Raw genomic sequence first — 12,576 nt, 5'->3', positions numbered from 1 at the left:
GTATGCTATGGAGAGAATTCAGGAGATTCACCCTCACCCCCGTATCGAGTACGGGGCAGGCTCTAGCCCTCTCCCGTCGAGGGAGAGGGGACATCTGCGCTGTGGCGAGGGTTATGCAAAGGTCTCCTCGACGGGAAAGGGAGTGCCCCTGCTTGAAAGTGGGGTTATGCAAAAGTCTCCGGTGGGAGAGGGGACTTTCGCGCCTTGGCAAGGGTAAGGGAACCTGGCATTCCGGCGCTCGCATTGCGCGCCGCTCTTGTGAATTGTTGCCTGCGAAATGAAAGAGCGCTCATGACACAAGATTCCGTTTTCATAGAAGGCATGCGCCTGCCCGCCCACATTGGTGTAACTGAGGAGGAGCGCGACTCACCACAAGTGCTGCGTTTCGACCTTGAGCTCCGCTGCGACCTGCGCCCCGCGGGCGCGAGCGACGACGTCAGCAACACAATCGACTACGGGGCAGTCTACCGCCACGTTGTGAACGTGGTGGAAAACACGCGGTGCAAGCTATTAGAACATCTGGCAGACCGCATTGCCGCCACGCTGCTTGCGAAGTTTCCCGCGTGTGAAGAAGTGCGCGTCCGCGTCGGCAAACCGGCGCTCTTTCCCACCACGGGACGGTCCGGCATGCCGGGGGTGCAGATCAGCCGTAGAAGAGCCGATCCCGGCGCGGCATTGCCAAGGGGAACTGCATAGCCCAGACTTGGCTGCTACTTAGTCCTTACCGCGTTACTGATTGCCGAGGATTCCATTCAGGACACTCTGGAACTCGGCTACCGGTCTCCCGCCCTCGAAAACCTCCACCACGCGGTGCTGCGCATCGAGAAAATAAGTCGTCGGGAACGAACCGATTTTATAAGCCGTCCCCACACCCACGTCCGGATCGAAGAGCAGTGGATACGTAATGCTGAATTCTTCCTGGAACCACGTGAGGTCGTCCAACGTAATCGAGCTCCTATCGGCCGGATAGTCCTTGCCATACGGTGTCGCGCTGATGGAGACGATGTGCACGCGGTCACCGTATTGCGCGTGGATTTGATTGAGACGCGGCACTTCGTCCTGGCAGTGCGGACACCACGGCGCAAAGAAAGCAATCAGCACCGGTTTGCCCTCCAGCGACTCGAGGCTGATCGTCTCCCCCTCGGTATCCTGCAACGAAAAGCCTGGGGCAGTCGAACCAACTTCCAGGATCGAGCGCTGCTGAGATTCTCCCATATCCTCCGTCGGCAGCGCGCTGCTGCTGTCGGCGGGCTGGGGTGTTCCAATGATGCCGGGCAGGACGGATGGCACAACCAGTGCCAGGACTCCAAGCACGACCACAACCGGAATAATCCACTTCCGCCATGCCCGTGCCATGGACCTTCGACTCTGGGTGTTGCGTCTCTTCGACTTCGCTCTTGGCATGTTAGTGCTCTCTTGCCCGATTATACTTAGGTAGACTACTCGTTTGTGAAATCGTGCGCCGCGCCATCACAACCGCACTTGCGCACTTGCCTCCCTGCGTCGCAAGATGGTCAGACACAGACTTGCCTGGCTTACCTGTGCGGTGGTTTTTGAGTTGCGCAGGTTCGAAACCTTTTGAGGCTGTCCCTGTCGGCCCCTGCCATTGGGAGACCCTTCTCTCCCGCATACTGCCCTAGCAGTCGGACTCTGTCAATTGCAGCGAGCCCAGCAGTGCCTCCCTCCCATTGTCCCGACTGAGGTACATGGCGCACCATCGGGAGGAAGCATCTCTTCGACAATATCGGGCATTCCAAACTTGTAACGGAGCTAAGCAAAGAGTGCGCGCTGCCGGTTGCCGGGCTTGGGGATCAAAGTCACGCCTGCCACGGTATCTCCCTCGGCGCGCATGCGCATAACGATGACTCCCCGCGCGGTTCGGCCAAGCCGCTTAATCTCGGTCAGCGGTACACGGGTAATCTGGCCGTTGCGCGTAATGAGGCAGATTTCGTCATCATCTTGCGTGACAATGCGCCCGCCAACTACGGGCCCGCTCTTCTCATCTACCTTCAGGGCAATGAGACCTTTGCCGCCGCGTGATTGCACGCGGAACTCCTCGATGTCCACCTGTTTGCCGTAGCCGTGCTCCGTGATGAGCAGGGCATCGCTCTTGGGCTGTACGAGCGCCATGCCCACTAACTTATCGCCTTCACCGAGCGAGATGCCGTTCACCCCACCGGCGGTACGCGAATGGGCAGTAATATTGGCCTCAGGGAAGCGGATGCTTTGCCCTTGGGCCGTAAAGAGGATCACCTCCTGCTTGCCATCGGTGAGCATCGCCGCATACAGGGCATCGTCGTCGGCCAGGTTCATGGCGATGACGCCATTCGTGCGCGCGTTCGCAAAGGCGCTCAGCCGTGTGCGCTTGATCTGTCCCGCTACGGACACCATGGTGATGAAGGCGCCGTCGGCCTCGTCAAACGAAGGTACCGGCACAATGGCGGCGATACGTTCGTTGCGCGTGATGCCTTGCAGGAGATTGACCATATTCTGGCCACGGGCCGTGCGCGTGCCCTCCGGAATCTCATAGGCACGCAGCGTGAAAGCGCGGCCGCGGTCGCTGACGATAAGCATCCAGTCGTGCGAATCGACCAGCAGGATCGTCTGCACGGCATCGGAGGAACGTGTCGAGATACCAATTATGCCCTTGCCACCCCGTCGTTGGGCCTGAAATTCACCCGCGGGCTGGCGTTTGATGTAGCCGCGCTCGGTGAGCGTGATCAGCACATCCTCTTTAGGCACCAGGTCTTCCTGCGAGAAGCTGGCATCGATGTCTTCAGAAATCACCGTGCGGCGCTCGTCGCCGAACTTGTCCTTGAGAGTGGCGAGTTCCTGCTTGATGATGGCGAACACCTCGCCAATATCGCCCAGGATGGCCTCCAAGCGCGCGATCGTTTGCTTGATCTCCTCGTACTCGTCGAGGATCGCCCGGCGCTCCATTGCGGCCAGCCGACGCAATTCCATTCCCAAGACTGCATTCGCCTGCTTTTCACTGAGGCCGAAGCCGCGCTGCAGGTTGTTGCGTGCCGTTTGGGCATTGCGGGACCTGCGGATGGTCGCAATGACCTCATCCAGGTTATCCAGGGCAGTGATCAGGCCCAACAGGATGTGGGCGCGCTCGCGGGCGCGCTCCAACTCGTATTGGGTGCGCCGGATGACGACTTCCTGCCGGAAGAGAATATACTCGCGCAGGAGTGACTTGAGACTCAGCACCCGGGGCTGCTGGTCAACCAGCGCCAGCATGTTGCAGTAGAACGACGATTGCATCGCCGTATGCTGGTAAAGGTGGTTGAGCACCTGTTGCGGGAAGGCATCGCGCCGCAGCTCGATCACCATGCGCATGCCGGAGCGGTCGGATTCGTCCCGCAGTTCGCTAATGCCCTCTAGTTTCTTGTCGCGCACCAGTTGCGCTGTGCGCTCCAACAGGGCCGCCTTATTGACCTGGTACGGCAGCTCAGTAACCACAATTCGGAAGCGATTGCCCCGCATTTCCTCGATGCGCGCCCGCGCGCGCACGATGACGCGGCCCCGTCCCGAAGCGTAGGCCTCGCGGATGCCCTCGGTGCCGACTATCGTCCCGGCCGTCGGAAAGTCCGGCCCTTTGACGAATTGCATCAGGTCTTCCACGCCCACGTCTTCATCTTGGCCAGCGGCCATCTTGTCAGTGAGGAACGTGAGCGCGTCTACCACCTCGCTCAGGTTGTGGGGCGGGATGCTGGTGGCCATGCCCACGGCTATGCCGGCGGCGCCGTTGATGAGAAGATTGGGCACTTTGCTGGGCAAGACCGTCGGTTCTTTCAGCGTATCGTCAAAGTTTGGGCTGAAATCAACCGTATTCTTATCGATATCGGCCAGCATCTCCATCGCGAGAGCATGCAGCCGCGCCTCGGTGTAGCGCGTTGCGGCAGGCGGATCGCCATCTACGGAGCCGTAGTTCCCCTGACCGTCAATCAAGGGATAGCGCATGCTGAATGTCTGCGCCATACGCACCATGGCATCGTAGATCGGCTCGTTGCTGTGGGGATGGTACCGCCCCATGGTATCGCCGACGATACGCGCGCTCTTCTTATACGCGGTGCCGGGCCGGGCGTTGAGTTCCTGCATGGAGTGAAGAATCCGCCGCTGCACCGGCTTGAGGCCGTCGCGTACGTCCGGCAATGCGCGCGAGACGATGACGCTCATGGCGTAGTCTAAGTACGCCGACTGCATCTGGTCTTCAATATTGACCTGTCTTACAGCTTCCAAATTGGGGTCAAGGGTGTCTGCCATACGCTCTCCTTGCGGTCAGAAATGGCACTCGCGGCGCTGTCACTTCGTAATTCTCGGACCGCTCCGTCACTGTTGTGAAAACAGACGTTTTCGGCTGCCTTCGTAAAAGACGCAAACTCTCTCCGGTAGCGCAGGTTTGCAACCTGCGTCCTGACTTTGCCCCGGTGGCGCAGGTTTGTAACCTGCGTCCTGACTATGCTCCGGTAGCGTAGGTTCGCAACCTGCGTCCACTGCCGTCTCTCCGGCAAGAGAGAGACTTCGCCTGCTCCCTGCCACGCGGCTCCACCTAAAGCGGGTGGGCAGCCCCTCGCGCTACACTTCAATCTGAGATTGCACGTGGTCTGCGACCTTTGACCTCAACCAACGCGCAAGCGAGCACAGCGATCAGGAGGCCTTCGAATTCATCGAAGTCGCCGAATTCATCTCTCGTATGCGGTCTGCCACGACCAGGTGGTGCTTTCAGTGTCTCTGGGAAACTAGGGTCCTCGTCTCCGCGCAGATTGCACCAGTTGCTGCCACTACCCGTGTGCACACGCTACCAGCGTGCACACACTGCGTTGTGCCAAGGCCGTCCCGAGCAGGTTTAGGCCGAAATTGCGGAACAGTTCGCCACGCCACACGGCATTTACAGGCCTAGAATTTTTCAACTGTCATTCGTGGCATCAGCGGCATCCGATGCGACGTAGTCACCTCTTTGTCCGCCGCTCTTCTGAACCAAGTGCACGCTCTCGATGCGCATGCCCCTATCCACGGCTTTGCACATATCGTAAATGGTGAGTGCCGCTACACTGACGGCGGTAAGCGCTTCCATCTCCACGCCCGTTTTGCCCGTGGTGCGCACCGAAGCCTGGATGCGAACGCAACTCTGGGCCTCGTCCAGGCTAAAGTTCATATCTACCCCGCTCAACGGCAAGGGGTGGCACATCGGGACGAGTTGCCAGGTGGACTTTGCCGCCATGATGCCCGCCACTTGCGCCACTGCCAACACGTTGCCCTTCTTGAGCGGGCCAACCGCCTGCGGCGGCGTTTCCTGCTGTTGGCGGATAAGTGTCAAGGTCTCCGGCAGCATCACGACTGCGCCTTGCGCGGTGGCCTCTCGGGCGGTATCCGGCTTGTCACCCACGTCTACCATGCGCGGCAAACCGGACTCATTGAAGTGTGTAAGCGCCACTGCCAGAATCGCCTTGATGCCATATGTGGGGGGCTACATCCATTATAGCATTTTCGTGAGGCTTGTGCCCTTTTTCACATATGCACGTGCATCTTGCGCGTGGGGCTATACTAGGTGGCAGAGGTAACGGGGAGAAGCGTGCTCAGCGTGCTTGCAGAGCGGGTTGAGCCGCTTGCAAGACTTCATCGCCGCCAAGGCCAAATCTTGTTAACTGGGGAAGAAGAACATGATCATCGACGCTCATGTCCATATCAAAGGCGGCGACGTGTACCGCCGCGAGTTGGACCCGGACGACACCATCCGGTACATGGACCAAGCCGGTGTGGACAAGTCGTGCGTCTTCAGCATCTGTCTCCCCAGTCGCGAATCCAACGAAATGACGCGCCGGGCGATCAGCGGTCGCGAAGACCGGCTGATTCCGTTTGCCCACATGGTGCCGGAGGAAGGGTCTGTGGGCATGGAAGCGTTGCGCCGCGCCATCGAGGACTGGGGGTTTCGCGGCATCAAGTTGCATTTTGGCGAGGTGAAGGGGGAGATTACCGACGCGCTCTTCCTTCCCATACTCGAACTAGGGGCCGGCTACGACCTTCCCATCCTGCTGTGCTGCGCCCACCGGCCGGAGTTTCCCGACCGCTGGGCGGACGCCGTACCGGAGGCCAAGATCATCATTCCCCACCTGGGCTCCAGCCGCGACCAGGACATGAACTGGCGCTTCTTCGACGTGGCCAAGCGCCACGACAACATCTGGCTCGACACCTCGTTCACCAGCGGCCCATGGATGATCCGCGAGGCCTACCACGCCCTTGGCGCAAACAAGCTCATCTGGGGGTCGGACGGCGGTGGCGATTATAATCCGCCCCTGCCCGAAATGGCCAAGGTAAAGGTCTGGGAGTTCCCCGAAGCGGACTACGCCAAAATCATGGGCGGCAACATCCTGGCATTGCTCGGTGGCGCGGTGTAGTCGCAAGCAGCAGTGCGCTTTAATGAGGAAGCGAATCACACTCTCAGGCAAATACACCTGCGAGTTGCTTTGAGGCCCAGTGTGGCCACGGGCGACAGCTCCCTCTCCTGGGGGAGAGGGTTGGGGTGAGGGGAAAAGCAATTGCCCCCACGCGGTATCGTTCGCTATGACTGGCGAACAAGGGATACGCGCCCCGCCTGGTATGATTACGTGGCATACAACGCATGCAGATTGAGGAGCGACTATGGCAACGAGATTAATGGCCGGTGGGGCGAAAGTGGCGGTCACGCCGCCCATGGGGAGCGCGTTCCAATCGAGCCGGGCGGACCTGCGGGTGGAGAGCGTCTACCACGATCTCTACGCCACCGCCGTGGTGCTCAGCGACGGTGAGCACAAGGTGGCAATTGTCGGACTTGACGTGCTCGGTTTGGATGCGCCGTTGGTCAACGCCGTGCGGGAGCGCGTGTCACGGCAGTCGTCGATTCCTGGCGCCAGCGTCTTGATCAATGCCTCGCACAGTCACTTCGGACCCGCGATTCTGCAGGCCCTTCCCGATGAGATTGATGAAACGTACTACCAGAGTTTGGTGCAATCCCTCGCCGACGCCGTCACCCGCGCCGACGCGAGCCTGGAGCCAGTGGCGCTGCGCGTGGGCGCGGCGGAAGGAAACTTCGCCATCAACCGGCGGCGCATGGAGGGCGGCGAGGCCCAGCTCGCGCCGAACTACGACGGCATCGTGGACCAGCGCATCCGCGCAATGCGCTTCGAGCGTCTGGATGGGACCGTGGTTGCCATACTCTTCTCGGGGGCGTTCCATCCGACCGGGTACGCCTACCGCATGCCGGTGGTGAACGGCGACTACGTGGCCGCCGCCAGACAGGAAGTGGAACGACAGTTCGCCGACCAGGGAGCGCCAGTGGTTGGCTTTTTGCAGGGCTGTGCGGGCAACATGCGCGTGCGCGTCATCGCACCGGGCGGCACACGCTTCCATCCTTGCAGCGGCGAGGAAATCGACACCCACGGCCGCGGCGTCGGCGCGCTGGCCGCCCGCGCGGCGCGGGAAGCCACTATGGTGGTGGGCTATCCCATCGGCGTGGCGCACGAGCTCGTGTCTTTGCCGCTAATGGATCCACCCACGGCGGCGGAACTCAAGGACATGCGTGCCAAGGCGAAAGACGACAACTATATGCAGCTTTGGACCGGGTCGATGCTGTCCCGCCTGCAGAGCAACGGGTCGCTGCCGACGAGCGTGGACTTCCCCATCCAGGTCTTGCGCATCGGCGGGCTCTGGATGGTGGGTCTAGGAGCCGAGGTTTTCCTGGAAGTCGGCCTGCAGATCGAGGCGGCGCTCATGGCCGACCACGTGGGTCAAGCGGCGTGGACGTTAGGCTACTCCAACGACACCATCGGCTACCTCTGCACCGAGGCATCATACGCAGACGGCGGCTACGAACCCACGCGCTCGCACAAGTTCTACCACCTGCCCGCACCCTACCAGCCCCAAGCCGAACACATCGTAGTGTCCGAAGCCCTCCGCATCGCGGGCACACTTGCGTGATCTCACCGTCAGTTGAATTAGGTGTTGCGGGAAGCTCCTCGGCTCGTTCGCCGTGTGCGGGATAGTGAACACGCCGCAGTTCTTGGATGCAATCGCAGCGGTTTTGAATCTAAAGCCCTCTCCTGGGGGAGAAGGTTTGGGTGAGGGCGAAAGTCTTGGCATCGCAAGGCGCCGCTAGAGCACGACGACTCCGCAAGAACTCAACAGAAGCCGAGAGGATCCTGCGGCGTCACTTGCACAGTCGTCAGTTTGTCGGCTGCAAATTCCGCAGACAAGCACCCCGTGGCAAGTACATTGTTGACTTCCTGCGCTATGAGGGAATCCTGGCGATTGAGATAGATGGTGGTCAGCGCCAGCTTCGCAAAGAAGAGGATTCAGTTCGCACGGATTGGCCGGAGGCACAGGGGTTTCGCGTAGGTCGAATCTGGATCAAACAGGTGCTGACGCAGACGGAAGCAGTCTTGGATGCTACCCTACGTGAGTGGCAAGTCCAAGAGTCGCCCTCACCCTAACCCTCTCCCCCAGGAGAGGGAACCAGAGGGTCTCCGCGAGATGGAGAGTGTCCAAGATTTCTCTTGCACTTTCGCGGACAATGCAAGAAGAAAGCGCGGCAATTGCAGCGACGAACTGCACTGTGACTTGGCATTTGAGATGAGGCAGTGCTGAAAGACAATTGTCCCCTCAACCGGCCTCTGAGAGCGGCATGGGGGAGGCGCCGCTGAAGTGGGCGCCGATGTCGCTGGCCAGGGTCTGCTGGTGCTGCCAATCAGGCACCAGGCAGCGGTAGGGCTTGCGCAGGAGCACGCGGGGTTCGCCCTGCCATTGGGTCGCCGCCATGGAGCGCGTCAGGTTGACCTGCTGATACTCTTCGGCGTCGGCCAAGGACGTGTGCAGCGAGTACCCGTCTGGATAGTACCGTCCCTCGGTGGCGCGCTTGCCCCACTCCACACACCACAACGCTTGTTCATCCCGCATCGGCATCTGGGCCATGTCTCCTAACTGCGGCTCATGAGCCGCACAGTCCGACATCATTCTGAGATCAGAACACCGTTTTCCGTCATTCCCGCTTGCGCGGGAATCCATCTTCAATCGCAAGTCTTCTCGCGCGTCACGCAGAGATTATACCGTCAAGTCTGAGCGTTCTCAACGTTGACAGGAGAAGGATCGCTCCTCCTCCGAAACAAGCGCGCGGCCAACGTCTGCTGAATGCGCCCTTCATGCTCCGGCCTATTTCCAAAACACGGCTGGTGACGCCCTATCTCGAAGCCATGGTAGTGCCGCATCTCTAATCCAATCTAGTATTTGCTCTGGCACCCCAGTTACGTCCACAGCAATTCCGTCACTCGTAACTGATACCCACTCCCAAGCGCCCATCGATGTCTCCGAAGTAACCTGCACCGCTCTTTGGGAAGCGCTACCCGCGCCCTGCCAGGCTCCAGCAGAGAATTCGCCTATGCCTACCAAAGTGCCATCAGGTAGGCCCTCTACTTGCTGCCAAGTTCTCATAGAGAGATTTCCGGCTCCCTGCCACAACACTCCGGAAACATCTCCTGTTCCCTGCCAAGCGCCCTCGGCAACATCTTTCGCTTCCCTCAAGGCCCAAGTAGAGATATCTCCCAATTGCTGACGAAATCCTGCAAGAGTATGTGACGCTTCTGCCCAAACCTGCAATGGGACGGCCTTCGCTTTGTCCCAGGCTGCTTGCAACGGTGCAAGTCCAACGCTCTGCATCCACTCAGCGCTCAATTCGTAGAAACGATGCCCTACAAGTGCGAAGACAACAAAGGCCAAGGGCAATGTCATAGAGCTAAGTATTAGTAGGAGCGGCGGGAATACTAGCGTCAGACCAACCACTAGTCCTGCTATCGCAACAGATACTCCCCCACTTTGGATTAGATGTTGTCCAACTTGCAGCAAGAATTCAGGTTGGCTTATCTTTCCTTCCTGGTACAGTAAGCCGTATTCCATTACAGCAAATGTCCCCTCAATCGCAACAGCGACCAAGGCCCCCGTAACCGTGGCCTTGGCCGCCAATGTAACGGCATTGCGCACGGCCGTTGCATTGAGTGCGTACCTAGCTTGGGCAATCTCAGCCGCAGTCATTGGTGCGGCGCCTCTGACTTGATTGAGCAGTTTCTTTTCGAAAATGCCCGCGTTAGCGCTGTCACTGCCACCAAGGCTGCGAGGAACAAAGTGACTCCAGTCCCTTGACGCATGAAACTCCCGCAGCGCATCCGGTCCGCCCACACGTACTGACCGCGGGATTGTCTCCCAGATCGATTCTGCACCTACGAGACTTCGATATGTGCTACCCGCATTCCGGTAATAACGATTCAAATCAGATGGTAAGGCATTGAATCTGAGGTTGTTTAACCAGGTTCCTACAAACTCGCTGGCGACCCAGAATGGTATGGCTCCAGTGCGGGCATACTGAAGCAGGTCTTCCAAAGAGATTGCGTCTCTGCCTTCGCTTTCCGGGTCAGCGATTTCGGCGTAGGCAGGCCAACTCAGGGCAAAGGTGGCCCCACACGCCGCGAGGCTTGCGCCAGAGAACTGCAAGAAGGCTCTCCGGTCAAGAACTATGCGCTGTCTCTTTCCCACTCGTTAGTCCCCAACCTCTTTTGCCAATCCCATAGACGCTCTGTCGAGAACCCTAGATTCCTCGCTCCGCTCGGAATGACATGCACCGTCAACTCCTCAGAATGGAAAGCGAATTCTGTCAACGAATTACTCAACACTTACAGGAATGACATTGTGCCTCGAAAACCAAAATTCAGGTCAGACTTAATCTAGAATCTCATAGACGCTTTCAGAACCATCGTGTTATCACCACTTTGCGTTCGGTGAAGAAGTCAATCGCATCGCGGCCTTGGCCGTGGAGCGTGCCGAAGAAGGACTCTTTCGCGCCGCTGAAGGGGAAGTAGGCCATGGGCGCGGCCACGCCCACGTTGATGCCGATGTTGCCGGTGGGGGCGCGATAGCGGAACTCGCGGGCCGCGGCGCCGTCCTGCGTGAAGATGGACGCCGCGTTGCCGTAGCGCTGATTCTCGATCAGCGTAATGGCGTCGTCGAGCGTCTCCACGTGGAGCATGCTGAGCACCGGGCCGAAGATTTCGTCGGTGAAGAGCGCCATGTCGGTCTGCACCTCGTCGAATATGGTCGCGCCGACGAACGCGCCGTTGGCGTCCTGTTCTGCCGCCGCCGCGCGGCCGTCGAGGAGCAAGGCCGCGCCTTCAGCCTCGCCGCGCTCGATGTAGCCGAGGATGCGCTCCTTGGCGGACTGTGAGATTACCGGGCCAAGCTCGACGTCTTCATCCGCGCCGTTGCCAACTGCCAAAGAACCCGCCGCTTGCACGATGGCGTCGCGCACGCGTTCGTGTCCCGCGCCCACGGTCACCACCACTGACCCCGCCAAGCAGCGTTGGCCCGCGGAGCCAAACGCGGAGTTGATCACGTTGCCCACCGTCTCGTCCAGCGCGGCGTCGGGCATGACGACGATCACGTTCTTCGCGCCGCCCTGGGCCTGCACGCGCTTTCCCTGCTCGCCCGCGCGGGCGTAGAGATACCGGGCCGTCGGCGTGGAACCGACAAAGGAGATACCGCGCACCTGCGGACTATCCAGCAAGGCGTCCACGGCCTCTTTCGACCCGTTCACCACGTTGATCACGCCGGGAGGGAAGCCGCAGGCGTCCAGCTCCTCGAACACGAGCTGCATGCTCGTCGGCACCTGCTCGGAGGGCTTGATGATGTACGTATTGCCGCAAGCGACGGCATAGGGCCAGAACCAGAACGGCACCATGAGCGGAAAGTTGAATGGACACACCGCCGCAAAGACCCCCAACGGCTGGCGCACCACGTCTTCGTCAATACCCTTCGCCGCGCCGTCCTCCAGGCCGTAACCCATGAGCAGCGACGGTATGCCGCACGCCACTTCCACGTTCTCGATGGCGCGGCGCACGGAGCCGCGCGCGTCCTCCAGGGTCTTGCCGTGCTCCCGCGTAACGGCTTGGGCGAAGTCCTCAAAGCGCTCTTCCATGCGCGCTTTGACCGCAAAGAGCAGGCGCGAGCGCTCCAATGGCGGCGTGGCGCGCCAGGCGGGGAACGCGGCGTGCGCCGCCGCCACGGCTGCGTCGGTGTCCTCCTTGGATGAGAGCGGCACTTGGGCAATCACGTCGCCGTTTGCCGGATTCGTTACGTCCAGGTAGTTTTCGGTCTGGGGCGTGACCCACGCGCCGTTGACGTAGTTGCGGAGCTTGGGAGCGGAAGATTCTGTGGCTTTACGCGTTTTGGTCTGCTCGAGCTGAGATTCCATGGGTCGTTCCTTAGGTGCCTTAGGCCGTCACGTTTGCTGCTCACCCCAAATCATTGTCTAGCTGGTGTCATTATAGTGTAAGCGCTTGGCTCAGGAGGCGTGGAACGCGTTCAACTAACATGTGGGCTCGCGATGCCTATACCATGGAGACGAATGGGACGCCCAGGGCAATCGCGTCTTATTCTTGCTGGATTCACGGAGTATTTTGCACAAAGTACCGTTAGACGCGATTGCCCTGATGGCAAGCCTTGATCTCTAGACAACTGTAGGGGCACGATATATCGTGCCCCTACAGATTGTGCCCT

10 protein-coding genes are annotated in these 12,576 nt (G+C 59.9%); 4 read left to right on the top strand and 6 right to left on the bottom strand.

Annotation, left to right across the window (positions count from 1 at the left end; all coding sequences use genetic code 11):
• Window positions 1-291 precede the first annotated feature (291 nt).
• Window positions 292-696, top strand: coding sequence for a dihydroneopterin aldolase (folB, locus tag OXE05_04470; protein MCY4436569.1), 405 nt, complete (start codon window positions 292-294; stop codon window positions 694-696).
• A 33-nt stretch (window positions 697-729) separates the two neighbouring features.
• Here the strand turns inward: folB and OXE05_04465 are convergent, their stop codons facing one another.
• From OXE05_04465 to moaC, 3 genes are all read right to left on the bottom strand, one after another.
• Window positions 730-1,356, bottom strand: a complete 627-nt coding sequence (locus tag OXE05_04465; GenBank protein MCY4436568.1) for a TlpA disulfide reductase family protein — start codon at window positions 1,354-1,356, stop codon at window positions 730-732.
• A 414-nt stretch (window positions 1,357-1,770) separates the two neighbouring features.
• Window positions 1,771-4,269, bottom strand: a complete 2,499-nt coding sequence (gene gyrA, locus OXE05_04460) for a DNA gyrase subunit A (protein MCY4436567.1) — start codon at window positions 4,267-4,269, stop codon at window positions 1,771-1,773.
• A gap of 643 nt (window positions 4,270-4,912) precedes the next feature.
• Complete coding sequence (gene moaC / locus OXE05_04455; protein ID MCY4436566.1) at window positions 4,913-5,440, bottom strand: cyclic pyranopterin monophosphate synthase MoaC; 528 nt, start codon at window positions 5,438-5,440, stop codon at window positions 4,913-4,915.
• Between the two features lie 226 nt (window positions 5,441-5,666).
• Between moaC and OXE05_04450 the strand changes: the two genes are divergently transcribed.
• The 3 genes from OXE05_04450 to OXE05_04440 all read left to right on the top strand — a co-directional run bounded on the left by OXE05_04450 (window position 5,667) and on the right by OXE05_04440 (window position 8,471).
• The gene (locus OXE05_04450; protein MCY4436565.1) at window positions 5,667-6,401 is read left to right on the top strand and encodes an amidohydrolase family protein; all 735 of its coding nucleotides are present in this window, start codon (window positions 5,667-5,669) and stop codon (window positions 6,399-6,401) included.
• 244 nt (window positions 6,402-6,645) lie between these two features.
• The gene (locus tag OXE05_04445; protein ID MCY4436564.1) at window positions 6,646-7,959 is read left to right on the top strand and encodes a neutral/alkaline non-lysosomal ceramidase N-terminal domain-containing protein; all 1,314 of its coding nucleotides are present in this window, start codon (window positions 6,646-6,648) and stop codon (window positions 7,957-7,959) included.
• A gap of 140 nt (window positions 7,960-8,099) precedes the next feature.
• The gene (locus OXE05_04440; protein MCY4436563.1) at window positions 8,100-8,471 is read left to right on the top strand and encodes a DUF559 domain-containing protein; all 372 of its coding nucleotides are present in this window, start codon (window positions 8,100-8,102) and stop codon (window positions 8,469-8,471) included.
• Window positions 8,472-8,640: 169 nt separating this feature from the next.
• Here the strand turns inward: OXE05_04440 and OXE05_04435 are convergent, their stop codons facing one another.
• The 3 genes from OXE05_04435 to OXE05_04425 form a co-directional block, all read right to left on the bottom strand.
• On the bottom strand, window positions 8,641-8,940 hold the full coding sequence (locus tag OXE05_04435) for a hypothetical protein (protein ID MCY4436562.1): 300 nt from the start codon (window positions 8,938-8,940) through the stop codon (window positions 8,641-8,643).
• A gap of 246 nt (window positions 8,941-9,186) precedes the next feature.
• On the bottom strand, window positions 9,187-10,407 hold the full coding sequence (locus OXE05_04430) for a hypothetical protein (protein ID MCY4436561.1): 1,221 nt from the start codon (window positions 10,405-10,407) through the stop codon (window positions 9,187-9,189).
• 361 nt (window positions 10,408-10,768) lie between these two features.
• Window positions 10,769-12,271: a CoA-acylating methylmalonate-semialdehyde dehydrogenase gene (locus OXE05_04425; GenBank protein MCY4436560.1), complete on the bottom strand. Its 1,503-nt coding sequence runs from the start codon at window positions 12,269-12,271 to the stop codon at window positions 10,769-10,771.
• Window positions 12,272-12,576 lie beyond the last annotated feature (305 nt).

The organism is Chloroflexota bacterium, from assembly GCA_026710945.1.
GTDB lineage: Bacteria > Chloroflexota > UBA11872 > VXOZ01 > VXOZ01 > VXOZ01.
The sequence above is the reverse complement of the archived record's forward strand: the minus strand, read 5'-3'. Positions and strand labels throughout refer to the sequence as shown.

What these genes read in the sequence shown, in the direction of transcription:
- folB (MCY4436569.1), top strand. Translation starts at nt 292, where the DNA reads ATGACACAAGATTCCGTTTTCATAGAAGGCATGCGCCTGCCCGCCCAC.
- OXE05_04465 (MCY4436568.1), bottom strand. Translation starts at nt 1,356, where the DNA reads ATGGCACGGGCATGGCGGAAGTGGATTATTCCGGTTGTGGTCGTGCTT.
- gyrA (MCY4436567.1), bottom strand. Translation starts at nt 4,269, where the DNA reads ATGGCAGACACCCTTGACCCCAATTTGGAAGCTGTAAGACAGGTCAAT.
- OXE05_04450 (MCY4436565.1), top strand. Translation starts at nt 5,667, where the DNA reads ATGATCATCGACGCTCATGTCCATATCAAAGGCGGCGACGTGTACCGC.
- OXE05_04445 (MCY4436564.1), top strand. Translation starts at nt 6,646, where the DNA reads ATGGCAACGAGATTAATGGCCGGTGGGGCGAAAGTGGCGGTCACGCCG.
- OXE05_04435 (MCY4436562.1), bottom strand. Translation starts at nt 8,940, where the DNA reads ATGCCGATGCGGGATGAACAAGCGTTGTGGTGTGTGGAGTGGGGCAAG.
- OXE05_04425 (MCY4436560.1), bottom strand. Translation starts at nt 12,271, where the DNA reads ATGGAATCTCAGCTCGAGCAGACCAAAACGCGTAAAGCCACAGAATCT.